Source organism: Novosphingobium mathurense (genome assembly GCF_900168325.1).
GTDB classification, from domain to species: domain Bacteria; phylum Pseudomonadota; class Alphaproteobacteria; order Sphingomonadales; family Sphingomonadaceae; genus Novosphingobium; species Novosphingobium mathurense.
Window position 1 is genome coordinate 286,230 of record NZ_FVZE01000004.1, and the last position, 21,371, is coordinate 307,600.

Genomic DNA, 21,371 nt, shown 5'->3' on the forward strand with positions numbered 1-21,371 from the left:
TCCGCACGACTTCGTTTGCGAACCGGCTTGCGCTTTTTCTATTTGTCGGACTATATCCCGGGGCAAGCTCCGTCAATGGGGCGCGAAATTTCCACGCTGGGTCTGGAGCAATCGGGAATGAGGAATCTGAAAAAGGCACTGGCCGGCGCGGCGGTCGCAGTCATGGCGGCAGCGCTGTGCTCGGGCGCACAGGCAGCTGAGGCGAAGCGCGAGATCGCCGGCACTCTTGCCGATGGCAGCGAAATAAGTTCTATCACCCTGAAGGCCGACAACGGCATTTCAGCAACGGTCCTTTCCTATGGCGCGACCTTGCAGAGGCTGCTTGCGCCGGATAGCCAGGGCAATATCGCCGACGTCATCCTCGGCTACGACAAATTGTCGGACTATGTCGAACATCCCAATTATTTTGGCGTGACGGTTGGCCGCTATGCCAATCGCATTGCCGGTGGCCGCTTCACGCTCGACGGAAAAACCTTCCAGCTTCCCCTCAACGACGACCGGAACAGCCTCCACGGTGGTGATCGTGGCTTCGACAAGGTGGCCTGGCAGGTCGTTTCCGTGAAATCCGGCCCGACCGCCAGTGTCGTATTGAGCCATATTAGCCCAGACGGCGACTCAGGCTATCCGGGCAAGGTTGACGCCACGGTCACCTACACCCTGGATGAAGCCGGAAATCTCGGCATCGCCTTCGAAGCCAAGACCGACAAGCCGACGGTCATCAACATGACCAATCACGCGATCTTCGACATGGGCGGTGAAGGATCGAGCAACGGAGCGATGGGCCAGATGCTGACGATTCCGGCCAGCACGTTTACGCCCGTCAACGCGAACCTGATCCCTACCGGTGAACTGCGCCCGGTCGCGGGCACCGTGTTCGACTTTCGCCAGTCGCGCCGCGTTGCGGACGGACTGCGTGATGGCACCGACCGACAGATCGTTTTCGGTCGGGGCTATGACCACAACTTCGCGCTCGACAAGGGCGTGACGGCCAAGCCGGAGCTCGCGGCACGGCTAGAGGACCCGGCTTCCGGTCGCGTACTCGAAGTGCTCACCACCGAGCCGGGCGTGCAATTTTACTCCGGCAATTTTCTCGACGGAACTTTGGTTGGCAAAAAGGGACACCTCTATCGGATGGGCGACGGCATCGCGCTCGAACCGCAGAAGTTTCCCGATGCGCCCAATCATCCTGACTTCGTCTCCGCCCGTGTCGATCCCGGCAAGCCCTACCGGCATGTCATGATCTATCGCCTTTCCACTTCGCGCTGATCGAAACGAACCGCCATGACAAACCAGAATACGTCCAAAACGCCATCCACGAAGCTGAGATCGCGCGCCTGGTTCGATAATCCCGACAATATCGACATGACCTCGCTCTACCTTGAGCGATACCTGAACTTCGGCCTCAGCCTCGAGGAGCTGCGTTCGGGCAAGCCGATCATCGGCATCGCCCAGACCGGCAGCGACCTGTCGCCCTGCAACCGGCACCACATCGTGCTGGCCGAACGCATCCGCGAAGGCATCCGCGAAGCCGGTGGTATCGCCATCGAGTTCCCGGTTCATCCGATCCAGGAGACCGGCAAGCGCCCGACTGCAGGTCTCGATCGCAACCTGACCTATCTCGGTCTCGTAGAAGCGCTCTACGGCTATCCCATCGACGGCGTGGTTCTGACCACCGGGTGCGACAAGACGACCCCGGCACTGCTCATGGCGGCGGCAACGGTGGACATCCCGGCGATCGCGCTTTCCGTCGGCCCGATGCTCAATGGCTGGCACAAGGGCGAGCGGACCGGTTCGGGCACCATTGTCTGGAAGGGTCGCCAGATGCTTGCCGCCGGAGAACTGGACGATGAGGGCTTCATCAAGCTCGTCGCCTCGTCTGCGCCTTCGACCGGTTACTGCAACACGATGGGCACGGCCACGACGATGAACTCGCTGGCCGAGGCATTGGGAATGATGCTGCCGGGATCGGCGGCGATCCCCGCGCCGTATCGCGACCGTCAGGAATGCGCCTATCACACCGGCAAGCGTGTGGTCGAAATGGTGCATGAGGATCTCAAGCCCTCCGACATCATGACGCTCGAGGCGTTCCACAACGCCATCGCCGTCAACGCCGCCATCGGCGGATCGACGAATGCCCCGATCCATCTTGCCGCCATTGCCCGCCATATTGGTGTGGACCTGCCGCTCAAGGACTGGGAACGCGTCGGCCACAAGATCCCGCTGCTGGTCAACCTCCAGCCTGCCGGTGAATACCTTGGCGAGGACTACTACCGCGCCGGTGGCGTTCCCGCCGTGGTCGCCCAGCTCATCAAGCAGGGCCTGATCAATGAAGGGGCCATGACCGTCAACGGCAGGACCATGGGCGATAACTGCCGCGATGCCACCATCGAGGACGAGCGCGTCATCAAGACCTTCGACCAGCCTCTGGTGGAGGAAGCCGGCTTCCTGGTCCTGACGGGTAACCTGTTCGACGCCGCGATCATGAAGACCAGCGTGATCTCCAAGGAGTTCCGCGACCGCTACCTTTCCAACCCGACAGACCCGGATGCCTTCGAAGGCCCCGCCGTGGTGTTCGACGGACCGGAAGACTATCACCACCGCATCGACGATCCGGCGACCGGCATTACGTCCGATACCCTGATGTTCATGCGTGGCGCGGGTCCGATCGGTTATCCCGGCGCGGCAGAAGTCGTGAACATGCGCCCACCGGCTTATCTCATCACAGAGGGCATCTCGGCCCTCCCGTGCATCGGTGACGGTCGCCAGTCAGGCACGAGCGGCAGCCCCTCGATCCTCAACGCCAGCCCTGAAGCAGCGGCAATGGGCGGGCTCGCCCTCCTGCGCACTGGCGACCGCGTGCGGATCGATCTGCGCAAGGGCACCGTCAACGTGCTGATATCCGGAGAGGAACTGGCAGAACGGCGTGCCGCGCTGGAAGCCGAAGGCGGCTATCCCTATCCGGCCTCGCAAACACCGTGGCAGGAAATCCAGCGCAGTGTCGTCGGCCAGTTGAATACGGGTGCGATCCTCGAAGGATCGGAGAAGTACCAACGCATTGCCCAGACCATGGGGCTGCCCCGCGACAACCACTGAGGGTAGGATAGACGAGGACTGGGTTCCTGCTGGACCCCGTCCGCCGAATGGCACGGCTGCTTGATCCGGCAAGTGAATATCGGATCCGATACCAGGATGCGAAAGGCCCGGTTCCAGCCCAAAGGGGGCAGGAACCGGGCCTTGTTGCATGGAGCATCAGTGCTTGAATGGATCGATCGTTTGGATCGTACCATCGGCATTGAAATGCAGTTCGGTCATCTTGACGTTGCGCAGATGGTTCTTCCCGCTCAGCTGCGTATCGTGGAAGAGAAGCCAGGTCTTGCCGTCCCAGTCGACGATCGAATGATGCGAAGTCCAGCCCTGCACGGGCAACAGGATGTGCCCCGTATAGGTGAACGGTCCATAAGGATTGTCGCCGATCGCGTAGTTGAGAAAATGCGTGTCACCGGTCGAGTAGGTGAAGTAATATTTGCCACCGCGCCTGTACATCCACGAGGCTTCGAAGAAACGTTTGTCGTGGTCACCGCCGAGCACGGGTTTGCCGTTCGTATCGAGTATCATGGCATCGCGCGGCGCTTCTGCGAATTCCTTCATGTCCGGCGCCATTTTCGCGACCTTAGGCATCAGCGCCGGCTTGTCGTCCTGCTTCAGGTCGACATCGCCGATCGAGGGATCGTATTTCCCGCTTGCCCATTTCTGGAGCTGGCCACCCCAGATGCCGCCGAAATACATGTAGCTGGTCCCATCGTCGTCGGTGAATACCGCCGGATCCATCGAGAAGCTGGACTTGATCGGCTCCGGTTCCGCCTTGAACGGTCCCATCGGCGTGTCGCTGGTCGCGACCCCGATACGGAAGATCCCGTCCTTGTCCTTGGCCGGGAAGTAGAGGAAATAGGTGCCGTCCTTGTAGGCTGCATCCGGCGCCCACATGCTCTTGCTGGCCCAGGGGACATCGTCCACGTCCAGCGCAACCGGCCCGATGGCGACTTTCCCGCCAGGCTTGTCCAACTCCAACACGCGGTAGTCGCGCATGGCATATTGGTTGCCCAGGTCGTCATCGGGAATGCCGGTGTCGATGTCGTGGCTGGGATAGATGTAGAGCTTTCCGTCGAAAACGTGGGCTGAAGGGTCGGCCGTAAAGATCTCGGTAACCAGAGGCTGCGCGATGTACTTGTCGGTTTCCTGTGCCTTGGGCGCTTCCTCCGGCTTCGAACAACCGGCAATCGTTGCCACAGCCACCGCGAGAATCGCGGTTCTTACAAGCAAAACATTGGATTTGCGCATCTATTCCTCTCCGCGATGTGGGGTCATTTCCCACCTCATTACGCGATAGATAGCGCTACCATACGCACATTGGCAAGCTGAACTATCAAGGCTTGACTGTGCGCGCTCGTATGATAGCGCTACCAACATGATTGGGAGAGGTCTTGCTTCAGGCGCCGGACAGGTGCCGGTCGTTGCACGCATTTGCATAGTGCTGATCGCATCGCTGTGCGCGATCTGTGCAGGGGACGCTCGCGCTGAGGACGGCCATGCGCTGTGGCTGCGTTACGCCCCCTTGGATGAGGCTACTGCAATCGCGGTGAACGCCCGCCTCGGACCGCCCGAACTCTTCGGCAATTCTTCCCCGATGACGCAGGCTGCGCAATCGGAGCTGTCGCGCGGTTTCGACGCCATGCTCGGTCAGTCGGGGAGGGGGGTAATCCTCGCTCGGGCCGGTCAGCTTCCCGGTGGAGATAGCGGCCTGGCAGAGCCGCTGGCAGGACTGCCAAGCGGGGGCTATCGCATCGCACAGCGCCATGATGGCCGTGTCGCCGTCGTCGCCAATGACGATATCGGTCTCCTCTACGGCAGCTTTGCGCTGCTGCGTCATGTGGCAAGCGGTGCGAATCTGGACGCTATCGATGTGACGTCAGCTCCTGCCCTTCCGCTGCGAATGCTGGACCACTGGGATAACCCCGATGGTTTCGTGGAACGCGGTTATGCCGGGCGTTCGATCTTCAACTGGTGGCTGCTTCCCGATCATCTCGATCCGCGCCTTATCGATTACGCCCGGGCCAATGCATCGATCGGTATCAATGCGGTCGTTGTGAACAACGTCAACGCGTCTGCCTTGATGCTGACCCCGCGCTACATCGAGAAACTTGCGCGACTGGCGGACGCCTGGCGTCCCTTAGGCATCCGCGTTTGGCTGTCTGCGCGCTTTTCCGCCCCGCGTGACTTGGGTGGACTGAGCACGGCCGACCCGCTCGATCCGCAGGTTCGACGCTGGTGGAAGGACAAGGCCGACGAAATCTACAGGGCCATTCCCGACTTCGGCGGCTTCCTGGTCAAGGCCAATTCGGAAGGCCAGCCGGGCCCGCAGGACTATGGCCGTACCCACGCCGATGGCGCGAACATGCTGGCGCAGGCGCTGGGGGGTCGGGGCACGGTGATCTGGCGCGCCTTCGTTTATGCCAGCGGTTCGGAGACCGACCGCGTCAAGCTCGCCTATGAGGAATTCAAGCCTCTCGATGGGAAATTCGCCAGCAACGTGATCCTTCAGGTCAAGAATGGCCCGCTGGATTTCCAGCCGCGCGAACCGTTCCACCCGCTGTTCGGCGCCATGCCGCATACCCGATTGATGTTGGAAGCGCAGATCACCAAGGAATATCTGGGCTTTGCCACGCATCTGGCTTTCCTTGCGCCACTTTGGGCCGAAGCGCTGGGGGCAGATACCGGGCATGGCGAGGCTGGCCGCGCCCTTACCGTAGCGCAGACCCTTGCTCAGGGCGGCATGGCTGGCGTCGCCAATACGGGATCGGACCGGAACTGGACCGGTGGACATTTCGATCAGGCCAATTGGTATGCATTTGGCCGGCTCGCCTGGAACCCGGATCTGTCTGCCGATGAGATCGCCCGCGAATGGGCAGCGCAGACATTCAGTCGCGATCCCGCCTTTACCGTGCCCGTAGCGGAGACGATGGTCGGCAGCCGGCAGGCCGTGGTCGACTACATGACCCCGCTCGGCCTCGCTCACCAGATGGGGACCGGCCACCATTATGGACCGGCGCCGTGGGTATCCGATCTATCGAGACCGGAATGGAACCCAACCTATTACAACCGCGCAGACAAATCCGGCATCGGCTTTGACCGCACAGTGACGGGAAGCGATGCCTTGGCCCAATATGCGCCGAGTGTCGCGGTGCACTGGGCAGATGCCGCGACTATGGATGAGGATTACCTGCTGTGGTTCCATCATCTGCAATGGGACTATCAGACACAGTCCGGACGAACCTTGTGGCGCGAATTGGTGGCACGGTACGATCGCGGCGTTGCCGCCGTGGACGCAATGGCTGCGCAGTGGGCCGATCTGGCGTCATACGTCGATGCGCGGCGACATCGCGATGTTGCGGACTTCCTGGCAATCCAGAAGCGTGAAGCGCATTGGTGGCGCGATGCATCGATCGCCTATTTCGGTGCGGTCTGCGGCTGCGATCTGCCGCCGGGGACCCGGACGCCTGCGCATAGCCTCGACTGGTACGAAGCCCAGCGCTTCCCCGACGCCCCGGGCAATCCATGATTTCGGCGAACAGGACAAGAAGGAGAGCAACGTGATCCGCAGCAGGTATCTGATCCTTGCCATGGCCGCAGCCAGTTTGCCGGCAGCCATTGCCGCACAGCCTGTCGCTCATGTCGCCGAGGTGGAATATCAGGGAGGTCCCCAACCTGAGACGGCGCCGGGGGCCTTCCGTAACCCGGTCCTGCCGGGTTTCCAGCCCGACCCTTCTCTGGTGAAGGTCGGGAAGGACTTCTACCTCGTCAATTCGACCTTCGCCTGGTTTCCGGGTATCCCGGTCTACCACAGCCGAGACCTCGTGAACTGGCGGCAGATCGGAAACGCCATAGACCGACCCGGCATGTTCTCCTTCAAGGGCATGCGCACGAACGATGCGATATTCGCCCCGGCAATCAGCCATTACGGTGGTAAGTTCCGCATTCTCGACACATGCGTGCGGTGTGGCGGAAACTTCATGCTCGTGGCAGATCGCCCCGAGGGCCCCTGGTCGGACCCGGTCTGGCTCGACTTCGAAGGCATTGACCCTTCGCTTTTCGTCGATGATGACGGCAGTGCATGGGTGCTCAACAATGGCGCGCCCGAAGGCGAACCGCGCTATGAAGGCCATCGCGCCATCTGGATTCAGCGCATCGAACTTGCCACGGGCAAGATGTTCGGCCCGCGCAAGGTGTTGATCGATGGCGGCGTGCGTCCTGAAGACAAGCCCATCTGGGCCGAGGGGCCGCATATATTCAAGCATGATGGCTGGTATTACCTGACAGCCGCCGAGGGCGGTACCGCAGAGGACCATTCGCAGACCATCTATCGGTCCCGCCGCCCCGATGGCCCTTATGAAGCCGGGCCGGTCAATCCGATCCTGACCCAGCGCGATCTGCCGCCGGATCGTCCCTCGCGGGTCGAAGCGACCGGCCACGCGGACTTTGTGCAATTGGACGATGGCAGCTGGTGGGCGGTGTTCCTTGCCACAGTGCCTTTTGCCGGGCAGTCGACGCTTCTGGGGCGAGAGACATTCCTGCTCCCGGTGACCTGGAAGGACGGTTGGCCATCGATCCTGCCAAAAGGCGCTCCGGTTCCCCTGACAGTGAAACGCCCGCCATTACCAAGTGACGAGAGGGTGGACTGGACGCATTGGCGGGATACCTTCAACGTTCCCAAACTGGCGCCGCAGTGGCTGCACTTGCGGGATCCCGCGACCGCTTCGTGGTACCGGATCGGCAATGGTCTTGACCTGACGGCTCGCCCGGTTGCGCCAGGCAGTCTGAATGGACAGCCTGCCTTTCTCGGTCGCCGCCTGCGCCAGCAGACCGCTCGTATCACTGCACGGATTGCCTTCACCCCCGAACGAGACGAAGACTTTGCAGGCTTGATGGCCTTCATGAACGAAGACCATTTCACCAGCATCGGGATTACCAGGATCGACGGAAAGCAAAGGATCGCCTTGCGCGAAAGGCGCCGTGCCGATCAGTCTCAAAGCGGCGTCACCGTCGCCAGCGCGCCGTTATCCGGCTCCGGCCCCGTCGAACTCGCCATCGAGATCGATCGAGGCACTGCCGATTTTGCATGGCGCCCTGCAGGACAGAAGGATTGGCAGTATCTCGCTCGCGGCCAGGACGTCGAACACATGGCCTCGGTGCATGGCGGCCTGTTCACCGGAACTGTAATCGGTCCCTTCGCGCAGCAGGCTACCGCACTCCAATAGGCGAATACCTGCATTTCTTGGTCCTACGGGACTTGCCGAAATACGGCGAGCGAATTATGATAGCGCTATCAAACGGAGGGGATTCGGGGCCAATGCCCGAAAGCTTAATAGATATCCTGCCCGCGGATTTCCGCGAAGGCCTGTTTGCCGGACGCGCAGAAAGCGAGGCCGGGCCCCATGTTATCGCAATCCGCAGCGGCGAATTGTTCGACATTACCGATGACGCCGCGACAATGTCGGGCGCCGTGGCACGGCGCGCCTTTTCAGGCGGACGACACATGGGCCCGGTGGAAGAAGGCTTACCCGAAGGTTGGCGCCTGATTTCACCGGTCGACCTGCAATGCATCAAGGCCTGCGGCGTCACCTTCGCACTCTCTGCCATCGAGAGAGTCATCGAGGAACGGGCGCGCGGCGATGCAGCAAAGGCCGCCGAAATTCGCGACTTGCTCGAAGAACGTGTCGGCAGCGGCATCCGTTCCGTGGTACCCGGTAGCGACGAAGCCATGGCGCTCAAGACGGCACTGATCGATCAGGGTATGTGGTCGCAATATCTTGAAGTCGCGATCGGACCCGATGCCGAAGTTTTCTCCAAGTCTCCGGTTCTTTCAACGGTCGGCCATGGCGCGCTGATCGGTGTGCGTTCGGATTCGAGTTGGAACAATCCCGAACCCGAAGTGGTGCTGGTCGCCGATGCGTCAGGCACCGTTCTCGGCGCAACCTTGGGCAACGACGTCAATCTGCGCGATTTCGAGGGGCGCTCCGCACTTCTGCTATCCAAGGCGAAGGACAATACCGCATCCTGCTCGATCGGCCCCTTCATCCGTCTTTTCGACGACGGTTTTACGATTGATGACGTGCGCGCCGCCAATGTCGACCTGCTGATTGAGGGAACCGACGGATATCGGCTCGAAGGCACGAACCGAATGAGCGAAATCAGCCGGGATCCGCTCGATCTGGTCGATCAGACCTTGAGCGAGCACCACTATCCTGATGGGTTCGTGCTCTTCTGCGGCACGCTTTTCGCACCAACGCAGGATCGCGACACGCCCGGCGGAGGGTTCACGCACAAGCTGGGTGACAAGGTCACAATTCGTTCGGAAAAGCTCGGAAGCCTCTCGAACATAGTCACGACGTCCCGCGATGCTCCGCCCTGGACGATGGGTATTGCGGCCCTGATGCGAAATCTCGCCGCGCGCGGCCTGATCGAAAAGGTCTGAAAAGCGCGGCACCACAACACCCTTCCGAGCGTACTTGAGCGGTCGCCAATAAGATGTGCCGGAAGCGTCGAAAAGGAATGAACCAAGATGGAAATGGCAAACACGGCTGCGACAGGTCGATACAGGTGATGGCTGGCGAAACCAAGGTTGAGGGGCAGCGAGCGATCTATCCCAGCCTTTCGGGCAAGCGGGTAATTGTGACCGGTGGCGCTTCCGGCATCGGCGAAGGCATGGTCGAGGCGTTTGCCCGCCAGGGTGCGCGGGTCACTTTCCTTGATGTCCAGAAGGATGCGTCGCTGGCTCTGGTCAAGCGACTTGCAGATGCGCCGTTCAAGCCGGTATTCGAACTTTGCGACATTACCGATATCGATGCCTTCGGTAAGGCGCTTGAAAAGATTCTCACTTCGCTGGGCGGATGCGATGTCTTGGTCAACAATGCGGGAAACGACGATCGTCACGCGATCGAAGACATCACGCCGGAATATTGGGACGAACGCATGGCGGTAAACCTGCGGCATCAGTTCTTCGCCGCGAAAGCCGTGATCCCGGCAATGAAGGAAACGGGAGGGGGGAGCATCATCAATCTCGGTTCGATCAGTTGGCATCTCGGCCTGAAAGACCTCGTCATCTACCAAACCGCAAAGGCGGCCATCGAAGGGCTTACACGCAGCCTTGCACGGGAACTGGGACGTTGCGGAATCCGGGTGAATTCGGTGATCCCGGGCAATGTGCAAACGCCGCGACAGATGCAGTGGTATTCACCCGAAGGCGAGGCAGAAATCGTCTCCGCGCAATGTCTCGATGGTCGTATTCAGCCGCAGGATATAGCCGCCATGGCGCTGTTTCTTGCATCCGATGACGGGCGTTTCTGCACCTCGCACAATTACTGGGTAGATGCCGGATGGCGGTAAGTGGCCCGGTTTCGCTCGCCCTCGATGCCCGCGCGATGCTGGGCGAAGGGCCTGTTTGGGACACGGCGCGCCAGTGCCTGTGGTTCGTCGATATCAAGAGCCATGCGGTATGGTGCCTCGATCCGCAAAGCGGCACTTCGCAGTGGATCGAAGCGCCGGATCAGGTTGGATGGGTCCTTCCGACCAGTACCGGTCGCTTGCTGGCAGGATTGAAAAGCGGCCTTCATCTGCTCGATCCGGTTACGCGGCAATTTGAGAAGACAGCGACAATCCCCGGCGAACCGGCGCACAATCGCCTCAACGACGCCTGTACCGACCGGGCAGGGCGCGTGTGGTTCGGATCGATGGACGACAACGAAGAGGCAGAGACGGGGCGCTTCTATCGCTACGAACGCGGCGCCATCGTCGCGGCCGGTCCTGCGGGAGTCACCATTACCAACGGCCCGGCGGTGAACGGTCGTGCAGACCTCGTCTATTTCAGCGATACCCTCGGCAGGAGGATATTTGTCGCTGAACTCGGAGAAGACGGCTTGCCGGGCGAACCGCGCCTCTTTGTCGATATCGCGCAGGACTTCGCCGGCGCCTATCCGGACGGTCCCGTGGTCGATGCTGAAGGGTGCGTCTGGACCGGCCTCTGGAATGGCTGGGCAGTGGCGCGGTATTCGCCCGAGGGGCGACTGATGGAAACCGTGTCCTTGCCGGTCGCAAACGTCACAAAACTTGCGTTCGGAGGAGCGGATCTGATGACCGCCTTCGTCACGACTGCGCGAAAGGGCCTAGACGGGGCCGCGTTGGAAGCCCAGCCCCAGGCCGGCGGGGTCTTTACCTTCCGCAGCGGGGTGGCCGGACTGGCCACAACACCGGTGGAGATGACATGACCTATCGCTTCCCCCTTGCACTTGCCCTTCTCAGCGCTTCAATGCCGGCACTCGCAGCTCCTGCGCTCTCACCGTACTGGACCGATCATGCCGTGATCCAGCGCGGAAAGCCGGTCGTAGTGGAAGGTCGCGCTGAGCCCGGCGAGCGCATAAGCGGCATACTTGGCGATGAAAGCAGCAAGGCCGTGGCAGGCAGCGACGGGCATTTCGTCCTGCAATTCAAGCCCCGCGAAGCAAGTGGCACTCCGCTGACCCTTGCGGTCGGTGATCGCCAGATCCACGATCTGCTGGTGGGCGATGTCTGGCTATGCTCGGGGCAGTCCAACATGGCCTTCATGGTGCAGCAGGGTCTTAACTCCGCGACGGAAATCGCGTCGTCCGCAGACGATGGACTGCGCTTGCTGCGCGTCCCGGATGGTTCGGCAGTCAGTCCGCAAGCGCGCTTCAGCACGCCTGCCCAGTGGAATGCAGCCGCTCCCGATACAGTCCGCGATTTTTCCGCTGCCTGCTATTTCATGGCGCGCGAACTGCGAGGCACCCTTGGCGTGCCGGTTGGCGTGATCAATTCCAGTTACGGCGGCTCGCAAATTCGGGTCTGGCTCACTCCCGAAAGCGGCATGGCCCTCTACGGAGCCGGGCAGATGGACATGCTGCGCTCGTTCGGGACCGATGAACTGGGAACTGTCGCGCGTTTCGCTCCAACCTGGGAAAATTGGTATCGCCAGCACTCCGGCGGCACCATGCCTTGGGCAAAGCCGGACAGCCTGCAATGGCAGCCGGTGCCGCAGATCAGTGTATGGAACGACTGGAAGGGCTCCCCACTGGTCGACAGCCCCATCGGAACCGTCTGGTTGCGCAGGGAAATCGAACTGACACCGGCGCAGGCGCAGGCGAAAAGTGGAGCAAGGCTGACGCTTGGCGTCATCGATGAAATCGACATGACCTGGGTCAACGGCCATCCGGTCGGCAATACATTCGGTTGGGATGTCGAACGCAATTATGATGTCCCCGCTCGCTTCCTCAAGCCGGGCAAGAACGAAATCATCGTTGCGGCTACCAATACCTGGAGCACGGGCGGTTTCACCTCGCCTCCGGAGACGCTGAAGTTCACACCATCTGGTGGGGCCGCAATCCCGCTGGCGGAGGGTTGGCGCTACAGCAAGGCGCCGATGCCTGAACTTCCCCCGCGCAGTCCCTGGGATACCAATGCCGGTATCGGCGTACGCCACAATGCCATGGTCGCGCCGCTCGGTCACGTCGCACTGAAGGGTGCTGCATGGTATCAGGGGGAAAGCGATGTCGACCTGCCTGGCTATCGCGATCGCATGCGCGAACTCTTTGCCGGTTGGCGCAAGCAGTTTTCGCCCGACATGCGTATGCTTGTGGTTCAGCTGGCCAATTACGGACCGGTGCAATTGGCTCCCGCCAAGTCCGGTTGGGCGGATTTACGCGAAGAGCAGCGCCAATCCGTCTTGGCCGACAAGAATGCCGAGTTGGTGACTGCCATCGACATTGGCGAGCGCACCGATATCCATCCGGCCAACAAACAGGTTCTCGGCCATCGGCTTGCGCTTGCAGCACAGGGCATCGCCTTGCCTGAACCGGTGGAGGCTGTGCGCGACGGCGACGATGTTCGGATCCGCTTCGCTGGCGTCGATGGAAAACTCATCGCATGGAGCGGGAACGGTCCGCTTGCCTTCGAGCTGTGCGGCGATACTCAGCCGAGTTGCCGTTATGCCATGGCGCGAATGGACGGCACCAGCGTGTTGCTGGCTGGCGACAGGAAGCCTGCGACCCGTGTTCGCTACGCCTGGGCCGATAGCCCTGTCGTCAACGCATACGATGACAGGGCAATGCCGTTGCCGGGTTTCGAACTCCCGATCGGCTCGCGTTGAACAAGGGCAGGGTAGGCGAGGTTAGCCTTCCTGCCTGCTGGCTCCCCAGACCTTGCGGGCGAGTCCCGGTGCGCTGTCAGACTGGCGGCGCACTATTGAGTAATCGAGTTTGAGATGCACGGGATCGCTGGGCTTGCCACTGCGTTCCGCCCTCAATTCAGTGGCCAGCATTTCAAGCGCCTTGCTTGCCATTTCATGGATAGGCTGGCGGATGGTCGTCAGTTCAGGCCAGATGGTGCTGGCAATCGGCGTATCGTCGAACCCGCAGACCGTCAGGTCTAGCGGCACGTCGAGGTGACGACGCTGAGCGACTGCGACGGCAGCTGCGGCCATGTCGTCGTTCGAAGCGAAGATGGCGGTCGGCGGATCGGACTGGTCGAGCAAGTACATGGCTGCATCGATGCCGGAGCGATACGTGAACAGCCCCTGACGCACGAGGCCTTCGGGCACATCGAGTCCGGCTGCTGCCATCGCGTCGAGGTAACCGGTCAGGCGCTGTCCGCTCGCGGTCTGGTGTGGGTTGCCGATGACGAAGCCGATGCGCTTGTGACCGAGCCCGATAATGTGGTTCGTCATGTCGTAGGCGGCTTGATACTCGTCGATCATCACCGCCCAGTCTTCCGCTTCCGCCGTACCGGGTCCGACCAGTACGGCGCGACTGTCCAACTGACGAAGCAGTTCCAGCAGCGGCTTTTCGTCGCATAGCGGTGGGGGCAGAAGAAATCCGTCGATACCGCTGTTTGTCAGGCGCCGGATGACTTCTTCTTCGTCTTCGCCGAATGCGCAGCGTTCGACCACGAGGTGAACATCGCTGTGGCTCGCTTCCTCCAGGCAGCCCATCAGGAATTCGCTGAGATAGGAAGCAGACGGGTTGGTATAGAGCAGTGCAATGCGCAGTTGCGAAGCGCCAGCCAGGCTCCGCGCGGCGCGGTTGGGCGAGTAGTTAAGCTGTTCGATCGCAGCCTGCACAACCTTGCGTGTGTCTTCGCGCACGCTCGCTTCATGGTTGATTACGCGGCTGACCGTCATCGGCGAGCAGCCTGCCAGGCGCGCTACGTCTGCAATCGTCGGCCGACCTAATTGCTTGCGGTTGCCCCTCTTTTTTCGGCCTGTTGCATCATCCTTTGCCATGTTGCGATCTAGAACCGGTTTCCATGGTACCGCAAGCAAATGATGTGCGCGGATCGGCCGTTATCCGCAATGTTTGGGCCGTTTACCCGGTCGATGGCGTCAATTCGCCTCTCTGACAGCGGCCTGGGCGTACTGTGCAATCGATCCATCGCCACCACGAAGCCTCCGTTACGGTATCCTGAAAATGGAAGGGCGCGGCCTTTTCCGCACTGCAAGACCGCGCCCTTCTTTGTGCCGGGGAGGAGGAGAAAGTTCCCCGGCGTCGGGGGGAAAGTGTCAGCGCTCGTCCCAGCCCTCCATTTCCTCGAGTTCCTTGCCCCGCGTTTCGTTGATGAACGAGCGGACGAGGAAGAAGCTGATCGCCGCGCAGATGGTGTAGAAGGCGTAAGTTAGTCCCAGGCCCAAGCCGCTGGCCATGCCCGGGAAGGACTGGACCACCGCGTAGTTCGCCGCCCATTGGGCAAGGCCGCACACGGCGAGGGCAGAGCCGCGCAATTGGTTGGGGAACATCTCGCCCAGCATGACCCACATGACCGGCCCCCAGCTCACATTGAAGAAAATGACGTAGAGATTGGCGGCAACCAGCGCGACCAGGCCGATCGACTGATCCAGCACGAGATTGCCCGCAGCGTCGAGCGCTCCGCTGGTAAAGACCCAGGTCATCGTTCCGAGGGTCACTGTCATGCCTGCCGAGCCGATCAGCAGGAGCGGCTTGCGTCCGATCCGGTCGACGAGGCCCATGGCCACGAAGCAGGCCGCAATGGAGACGATTCCGGAGACGATGTTACGTTGAAGGGCCGTTTCCTCGGATGCACCGGCCAGCTTCCAGAGGGTTTCGCCGTAGTAGAAAATCACGTTGATGCCCACGAGCTGCTGGAAAACGGCCAGAACGAGCCCGGCCCAAACGATCGGCCGCAGGATCGTGCCGGGCGCCATGACGTCACGCAGGCGAGGGCGGTGATCGTGCGAGAAGCTCGCGCGGATCTCCTTGACCTTGGCGGCGGCGGAGAAGGCGCCGAACAAACGCGCAAGAATGGCTTCGGCTTCGGTATCGCGCTTGCGGCTGACAAGGTAGCGCGGGCTTTCGGGGATGGTGAAAAGCGCGATCAGGTAGACGGCCGCAGGCACCGATTGCGCAAGATACATCCAGCGCCAGGCAGGGTGCCCGCCGATCATGCCAAGCGAATCGCCCGCTGCCTTGGCCAGGAAGTAGTTCACCACGAAGGCCAGGGTCAGGCCGGTAATGATCATGACCTGCTGAACCGATGTCAGGCGACCGCGCATGTGGGCGGGCGCGACTTCGGAAATATAGGCCGGAGAAAGGACGCTGGCTGCACCAACGGCCATGCCGCCGGCAAAGCGCGCGATAACGAAGATCGTGTGATCGGGCGTCAGTCCCTGAACAAGGGCGCCGATCAGGAAGATGACAGCCGAAATCATCATGACGCGCTTGCGCCCCATGGCGTCTGCCAGTCGTCCGGCGAGGAAAGCGCCTGCAGCGCAGCCGATCAGCAGTGAGCCGACCGTGAATCCGAGTCCGGCATCATCAAGCGCGAAAGCGTCGCGAAGCCCAGCCTGGGTCCCGTTAACTGCACCGCTGTCATAGCCGAATAGCAATCCGCCAATAGTCGCAACCGCGACGATGGCGCCGACCAGCGACATCCTGACATTGTCTTGTCCGCTATCGTTCATCAGTTTTCCTCTCACCAGCCCAACATGCGGACTTGCCATTTTGTTAGCGCTACCTAAAACAGATTCCAGCAGCTGCGCAAGAGGTCTGTGCGAGCAGATCGATTAATTCAACCAGGGGACAGGCAAAGTCCCGGTATCCGTGAATGCAGGGTGCGAAAATGCATGAATCAATTCGATAGAGGCTTCGATGTGTCGCCAGGCATGTCACAGTGTGCGGAGAGGAAATAATGTACCGAACAGGATGGCGGTTTGCCGCGACCTTGGGACTGATGTCGCTTACACAGGCGGCAACGGCAGGCAGCGATGACGATGTAATCCCGATCGAGGTCGAGGCCGACAAAACCGGTGCGACGATCGACCGGAATGTCTTCGGCCAATTTGCAGAGCACCTTGGCTACGGCATTTACGGCGGTGTCTGGGTCGGCAAGGATTCGAAAATCCCCAACGTGCGGGGCATCCGCAAGGACGTTGTCAGTGCACTCAAGGCAATAAAGGTGCCCAATGTCCGGTGGCCGGGCGGTTGTTTTGCCGACGAGTATCACTGGCGCGACGGGATCGGACCGCAAAGCGCACGGCGTGCGACGGTCAACGCGAACTGGGGCGACTCTGGCGAACCGAATACATTCGGAACGGACGAATTCATGGATTTCGTCAGCCAGATCGACAGTGAGGCCTACGTTTCGGTGAATGTCGGTTCCGGCACCGTGCAGGAGGCGGCAGACTGGCTCGCATACATGACCGCGCCAGCCACCAGCGCGGCCGGCAAGGAGCGCGCTGCCAACGGCCATCCGGAACCCTACAAGGTTCGCTATCTCGGTCTCGGCAACGAAAGCTGGTCGTGCGGCGGCGCCATGCGGCCCGAATACTACACGGACCTGATGAAACGCTACGCCCGCTTTGTGCGCAACTACCGGCCCGAGCAGATGGAAAAGGGGGCCGAGCCCATGCAGCGCATTGCTGTGGGGCCGAACGGGCCGGATACCGCCTATACGGAGCAGGTCATGAAGACCTGGACGGAACATGACTGGGCCTGGAATATCGAAGGTCTTTCGCTGCACTCCTACACGACCGGCGGTTGGCCACCGTCGATGTCCAGCACCGACTTCGACCGGAATGCCTACGCATCACTCATCAAGGAAACGCTGGGCATGGATGGGATGATCGCCAGCCATTCAGCCATCATGGACAAGTACGATCCGGACAAGAAGGTCCCGCTCGTCGTCGATGAGTGGGGCGTCTGGCTGGAACCCGCACCGGGCACCAATCCCGGCTTCCTGATCCAGCAGAACTCACTGCGTGATGCGATCATCGCCGCTTTGAACCTCAACATCTTCGCCCGCCATGCCGATCGCGTGCGCATGACGAACATCGCCCAGATGGTGAACGTCCTTCAGGCCATGATCCTGACCCAGGACGAGAAGATGCTGCTGACGCCTACCTATTACATCTACAAGATGTATGTGCCGTTTCAGGATGCCCGCTTCGTACCCGTGAATTTCGACGCGGGCACCTATCGCGAAGGGAACGTCGAACTGCCGCGAGTCGACGCGATTGCCGCGCGCGGGAAGGACGGCAAGCTCTGGCTGGCGGTGACCAACCTGGACCCTTCGCGCAAAGCGACGATTTCCGCCAGTTTCGATGGATTGGCGATCAAGGCCGTCTCAGGCGAAGTCCTGACCGGGCCCAAGGTCAATTCGATCAACACCTTCGACAATCCCAATATGGTCGTGCCGAAGCCGATCTCGGGGACGGTGCGCAAGAACAGTGTTACCGTTGATCTTCCGGCCAAGTCCGTCGCGGTCTTCCGGCTAGACGAATAAGGCAATGGCGGCGGCCCACCCGACTGGGTGGGCCGCCAGGCCCCGCAAGATCAACGGGTCAGGGCGGCATTGCCCCAGGTTACGGGATCGGGAAAGCGCATCGGCGTCGCGGACCGGGCGACTATTTCCACCAGCTTCACACCCGCAACATCGGCCTCGATTTTTGCGGGAGCCTCGCCGAAACGCATGGGGTCGGACCGGGCCAGCAACTTGCCGTCGCCGTAGACGGAGAAGGTCACAGGTTCGCTTCTGTCCCGCGCACTGTCGTCGACACCCACTTCAGCGGAAAAGTGCCTGTAACCGGCGTTACGGATTTCGAGGCGCGAGTTGGCAAGAACCCCGATCCCGCTTGCAAAACGGCGACCGGAAACAGCCAGTTCCTCGCCATAAGGCGTCGCATCCGCCTGGGCACCGCCCCAACCGCCGTAGCGCGGATGTTCGCCGTTGCCGTGGGTGGACTGCCAGGGCAGGATCGCACGATGGGTCATCGGTTCTGCCTGCGGAACGGTAACGCCATCGACAGCCGGGTTCACGCTGCCCGGCATTTCCGACAGATAATAGCCATCGGCCAGCATGCGCTTGCCCTTCGCCTTGAATACCAGCGTTTCGCGCGGTGCCAGCGTGAACTTCTGCTCGCCCTTGAACCGCGTGGTATTGCCGGTCCACAGATCGGTAAGTTCGACATCGGCGCCGGCAAGGAACTTGAGGTGTTCGGCCGTGAGCACGGCATCCAGAGGAGCGGAGGTCCGATTGAGGATCGCCACGCCCTTCGTGCCATCGGCCAGGGTCTTGGCATAGATCTGCACGTCGTCGGAATCGTAGGCGAGTACCGCCTGATTTCCGGCCGGATCCTGATCGAGAGCGATTATCCCTTCATTGCCAAGGATCGCCATCAGTTCGGGCGCGGCCTTGCGCAGGTCGTAGCCGATGATCAGGGGGGCATTGAGCATTGCCCACATGGAGAAATGGGTGCGTGCCTCGGTCAGGTGATCGGCGTCGAAATCTCCGTTGCCGATATAGAGCATGTCCGGATCGTTCCATGATCCGGGCTGCGCATAGAGCGCCCGCCTTGAGGTGCTGTCCATGTTGAACAGCATGCGCCCCCAGATCGGGAAAATATCCTCGCTCGTACGGGAGAGGTTCCCGACGTTCTTCGCCCACGAGCGCACGTCGGCCGATCCCCAGATGCAAAGCGAGAACACGAAGTCGTTGTCGGGATTGTAGCGTTCCAGTGCATCGGCCACTTTGCCGAAGAGAGCGCGCACGGCAGGAATGTCGGTCCGCCCCAAGGAATCGGAATCGATCAGGGGCGCAAAGGCGCGAAATTCCCCGGCTGCAACGCGCGGGTTGCTCTCCGGCAAGCCCCTGATGCCACAACCATCCACCTTGATCAGGTCAAAGCCCCATTCCGCGAAATAGAGGCCAATGTCCTGATCGACGTGATCGTAAAGCCCGACTTCACGCTCGGCCACGGTGCCGCTGGGCAAGCTGGCTTTTTCTTCGCTGTAGATCTGCCCGCAAGAGTTGCGCCCGATCTCCGAGTAGATGCCGGCTTTCAGGCCCATTGCATGCAGCTTGTCCGTCAACGGGCGGAAGCTGGTCGTCCCGTCGCTGCGGATCGCCGAAGGGAAACGGTCGGTGCGGATGACGAGACGGCCATCGCCCCCCCGCCGCGCCCACCAACCTTCGTCCAGATCGATGTAGCGATACCCCTTCGCCGCCAGCCCCGAAGTGACTATCGTTTCGGCAGAGCCGATGACCTTGGCTTCATCGATTTCGAGCGCAAACGCATTCCAACTGTTCCACCCCATCGGGGGCAGGGCGGCATTGCCCTTGTCGTAGGCGCTCCATTCGCCTTTCGGATCGAGTTCGTCGGCATGGGCGGCTGTGGCGGTCAAAGCCATGATGGCAACCGCGCCAAGGAGGCGAAAACCTCGTTTCATTCGGGATCTCCCGGTTGGAGGATGAAGCTGTCAATGTCGAGGGAACCACCCTCGCTTTGCGTGTTGAAGCAGGAGAGCGCGAACTGCTCGCCCTGGAATGTGCCGGTCTGCCAAGCGAAGGCGAGCGGAAACGTGCCTCCCAGCGGCACCCAGTCCTTACCGTCGAGGCTGTAGGACAGGCTGCCCTTGTCGGTCGTGAAATCGGCATTTGCGGCAAGCCACAAATCCGAACCCGAGATGGTCACTTCGGCGATCCTCACGTCCTCGCGCGGGCCGCTCACTGTGCTTTCCAGAACGCTCATTCGCAGGAACGGGTGCCCCTTGGGATCGCGGCTTGCCGCGATGGTAGCACTGTATTGCCCGAAAGTTCCGAACCCGCACCGATCGCCTGCACGCAAACCTGCAATGTCCAGCTTGACCACCGCACGACTGCGCGGTCCCTGGGCTTTCTGCACCAGGGTGTTGCGCGCCGACCAGAGGTTGTCGGCACGCTTCGCATGAAGCCGTAGCCATCCCGGGCGTTCATTGAGCGACCAGGCGCTATCGTCCTGGTTGTGGTTCCATTGCCACTGCATCCCGAGGCTAGCTTGCGTAAATCCGTCTGAAGAAGCGAGCTGCGAGGGCGGGACCCCGTCGATCGGTTTGCGGGCCCGTTCCGGCACTCTTCCGGGAGCCTCTGGGGTGCCCCAGATCGGCCAGTCATCCTCCCAGAACACCGGACTGAGGTTGGTCATTCGTCCGATCGATCCGGCGTCGACCATCACAAAACCGGACCAGCGGCCATCTGGCAGGTCGACAAGCGCTCCCTGGTGGCCGCCAGTCCTGTCGTCTAGCTGCTCTCGGGTCTCCCAGGGCCCGAAAAGGCTGCGCGAGCGTGATACCGTCAGCGCCATGCGCGGCGGCACAGCGTTGAATATGTAATACCACCCATTGCGCTTGACGATCTTGGATCCCTCGCCGCCCGGTACGAAATGGACCTTGCGGGAAGCCGCGACCCTGTCGAAATCACGATCGAGCGTCAGCAGCGTGATCGTGCCGTCGGAATTGACGGCCGTGGCAATATAGCCTGTCCCGTCGTGATCGATGAACAGGCCGGGATCGAAAGCCTCGCGGTCGAGTTCGTGATATTGCCAGGGACCGCGCGGATCCGGAGCATAGTAGATACGGGTGTGGAGCCCGACCGGCGTCACCGCAAGATAGAACATGCCCCGGTAGTGACGCAGGCTCGTCGCATAAAGTCCGCGCCGATAGCCGTTGCCGCCTTCAAGATCATAGGCCGCAGAGCCATCGATGCGTTGGACTACATGACTGTAGAACTCCCAGTTCACCAGATCCTTCGAATGCAGGATAGTGATGCCGGGGGTGTTCACGAAAGTCGTGGTGGCGAAATAGAAATCCTCACCCACGCGAATGATGTCGGGATCGGGATAGTCGGCATAGAGCACCGGATTGCGGAATGTACCATCGCCCTGATCGGCCTGCCAGACTTGAGCGGCGGCAGGGGCTTGGGCGAACGTGCAGGCACCCAGGGCAGCTGCCGTGGCGAGCAATGTCAGGCGCATATCGGAAAAG

At 61.2% G+C, this 21,371-nt stretch carries 14 protein-coding genes; 9 read left to right on the forward strand and 5 right to left on the reverse strand.

What is annotated here, in order from left to right; genetic code table 11:
• Window positions 1-117 precede the first annotated feature (117 nt).
• Window positions 118-1,266: an aldose epimerase family protein gene (locus B5483_RS14505; RefSeq protein WP_079730899.1), complete on the forward strand. Its 1,149-nt coding sequence runs from the start codon at window positions 118-120 to the stop codon at window positions 1,264-1,266.
• Window positions 1,267-1,281: 15 nt separating this feature from the next.
• The gene (locus B5483_RS14510) at window positions 1,282-3,093 is read left to right on the forward strand and encodes an IlvD/Edd family dehydratase (RefSeq protein ID WP_079730900.1); all 1,812 of its coding nucleotides are present in this window, start codon (window positions 1,282-1,284) and stop codon (window positions 3,091-3,093) included.
• 156 nt (window positions 3,094-3,249) lie between these two features.
• On the opposite strand, the gene B5483_RS14515 is transcribed toward B5483_RS14510, so the two are convergent.
• Window positions 3,250-4,338 (reverse strand): glycoside hydrolase family 43 protein, encoded by a 1,089-nt coding sequence (locus B5483_RS14515; protein ID WP_079730901.1) that lies wholly within the window; start codon window positions 4,336-4,338, stop codon window positions 3,250-3,252.
• 127 nt (window positions 4,339-4,465) lie between these two features.
• Here B5483_RS14515 and B5483_RS14520 point away from each other — a divergent pair, with 127 nt between their 5' ends.
• The 6 genes from B5483_RS14520 (at window position 4,466) to B5483_RS14545 (ending at window position 13,213) form a co-directional block, all read left to right on the forward strand.
• Entirely contained in the window at window positions 4,466-6,616 is a 2,151-nt protein-coding gene (locus B5483_RS14520) for an alpha-glucuronidase family glycosyl hydrolase (protein WP_079730902.1), read from the forward strand.
• 31 nt (window positions 6,617-6,647) lie between these two features.
• Window positions 6,648-8,312: a glycoside hydrolase family 43 protein gene (locus B5483_RS14525; protein WP_245829260.1), complete on the forward strand. Its 1,665-nt coding sequence runs from the start codon at window positions 6,648-6,650 to the stop codon at window positions 8,310-8,312.
• 92 nt (window positions 8,313-8,404) lie between these two features.
• A complete protein-coding gene (locus tag B5483_RS14530; protein ID WP_079730903.1) occupies window positions 8,405-9,529 on the forward strand; it encodes a fumarylacetoacetate hydrolase family protein in 1,125 nt (374 codons plus the stop codon).
• A 128-nt stretch (window positions 9,530-9,657) separates the two neighbouring features.
• Window positions 9,658-10,440, forward strand: a complete 783-nt coding sequence (gene xylB / locus B5483_RS14535; RefSeq protein WP_079730904.1) for a D-xylose 1-dehydrogenase — start codon at window positions 9,658-9,660, stop codon at window positions 10,438-10,440.
• Window positions 10,431-11,318 carry an SMP-30/gluconolactonase/LRE family protein gene (locus tag B5483_RS14540; RefSeq protein ID WP_079730905.1) on the forward strand — a complete coding sequence of 296 codons (888 nt, stop codon included), beginning with the start codon at window positions 10,431-10,433 and terminating at the stop codon, window positions 11,316-11,318. The genes xylB and B5483_RS14540 overlap by 10 nt, the downstream gene beginning before the upstream one ends.
• A gap of 41 nt (window positions 11,319-11,359) precedes the next feature.
• On the forward strand, window positions 11,360-13,213 hold the full coding sequence (locus tag B5483_RS14545; protein ID WP_079731008.1) for a sialate O-acetylesterase: 1,854 nt from the start codon (window positions 11,360-11,362) through the stop codon (window positions 13,211-13,213).
• 21 nt (window positions 13,214-13,234) lie between these two features.
• On the opposite strand, the gene B5483_RS14550 is transcribed toward B5483_RS14545, so the two are convergent.
• Complete coding sequence (locus B5483_RS14550) at window positions 13,235-14,344, reverse strand: LacI family DNA-binding transcriptional regulator (protein ID WP_079730906.1); 1,110 nt, start codon at window positions 14,342-14,344, stop codon at window positions 13,235-13,237.
• Window positions 14,345-14,620: 276 nt separating this feature from the next.
• Window positions 14,621-16,036 carry a sugar porter family MFS transporter gene (locus B5483_RS14555; RefSeq protein ID WP_079730907.1) on the reverse strand — a complete coding sequence of 472 codons (1,416 nt, stop codon included), beginning with the start codon at window positions 16,034-16,036 and terminating at the stop codon, window positions 14,621-14,623.
• Window positions 16,037-16,305: 269 nt separating this feature from the next.
• Between B5483_RS14555 and B5483_RS14560 the strand changes: the two genes are divergently transcribed.
• Complete coding sequence (locus tag B5483_RS14560) at window positions 16,306-17,856, forward strand: alpha-N-arabinofuranosidase (RefSeq protein ID WP_079730908.1); 1,551 nt, start codon at window positions 16,306-16,308, stop codon at window positions 17,854-17,856.
• A 50-nt stretch (window positions 17,857-17,906) separates the two neighbouring features.
• On the opposite strand, the gene B5483_RS14565 is transcribed toward B5483_RS14560, so the two are convergent.
• Together B5483_RS14565 and B5483_RS14570 are read right to left on the reverse strand one after the other, a co-directional pair.
• Window positions 17,907-19,799: an NPCBM/NEW2 domain-containing protein gene (locus B5483_RS14565; protein WP_079730909.1), complete on the reverse strand. Its 1,893-nt coding sequence runs from the start codon at window positions 19,797-19,799 to the stop codon at window positions 17,907-17,909.
• Window positions 19,796-21,361 (reverse strand): glycoside hydrolase family 43 protein, encoded by a 1,566-nt coding sequence (locus B5483_RS14570; RefSeq protein ID WP_079730910.1) that lies wholly within the window; start codon window positions 21,359-21,361, stop codon window positions 19,796-19,798. The genes B5483_RS14565 and B5483_RS14570 overlap by 4 nt, the downstream gene beginning before the upstream one ends.
• Window positions 21,362-21,371 lie beyond the last annotated feature (10 nt).

Excerpts from the sequence above, each read along its gene's own strand:
- B5483_RS14505 (WP_079730899.1), top strand. The coding sequence starts at position 118 with ATGAGGAATCTGAAAAAGGCACTGGCCGGCGCGGCGGTCGCAGTCATG.
- B5483_RS14510 (WP_079730900.1), top strand. The coding sequence starts at position 1,282 with ATGACAAACCAGAATACGTCCAAAACGCCATCCACGAAGCTGAGATCG.
- B5483_RS14515 (WP_079730901.1), bottom strand. The coding sequence starts at position 4,338 with ATGCGCAAATCCAATGTTTTGCTTGTAAGAACCGCGATTCTCGCGGTG.
- B5483_RS14520 (WP_079730902.1), top strand. The coding sequence starts at position 4,466 with ATGATTGGGAGAGGTCTTGCTTCAGGCGCCGGACAGGTGCCGGTCGTT.
- B5483_RS14530 (WP_079730903.1), top strand. The coding sequence starts at position 8,405 with ATGCCCGAAAGCTTAATAGATATCCTGCCCGCGGATTTCCGCGAAGGC.
- xylB (WP_079730904.1), top strand. The coding sequence starts at position 9,658 with ATGGCTGGCGAAACCAAGGTTGAGGGGCAGCGAGCGATCTATCCCAGC.
- B5483_RS14540 (WP_079730905.1), top strand. The coding sequence starts at position 10,431 with ATGGCGGTAAGTGGCCCGGTTTCGCTCGCCCTCGATGCCCGCGCGATG.
- B5483_RS14545 (WP_079731008.1), top strand. The coding sequence starts at position 11,360 with ATGCCGGCACTCGCAGCTCCTGCGCTCTCACCGTACTGGACCGATCAT.
- B5483_RS14550 (WP_079730906.1), bottom strand. The coding sequence starts at position 14,344 with ATGGCAAAGGATGATGCAACAGGCCGAAAAAAGAGGGGCAACCGCAAG.
- B5483_RS14555 (WP_079730907.1), bottom strand. The coding sequence starts at position 16,036 with ATGAACGATAGCGGACAAGACAATGTCAGGATGTCGCTGGTCGGCGCC.
- B5483_RS14560 (WP_079730908.1), top strand. The coding sequence starts at position 16,306 with ATGTCGCTTACACAGGCGGCAACGGCAGGCAGCGATGACGATGTAATC.
- B5483_RS14565 (WP_079730909.1), bottom strand. The coding sequence starts at position 19,799 with ATGAAACGAGGTTTTCGCCTCCTTGGCGCGGTTGCCATCATGGCTTTG.
- B5483_RS14570 (WP_079730910.1), bottom strand. The coding sequence starts at position 21,361 with ATGCGCCTGACATTGCTCGCCACGGCAGCTGCCCTGGGTGCCTGCACG.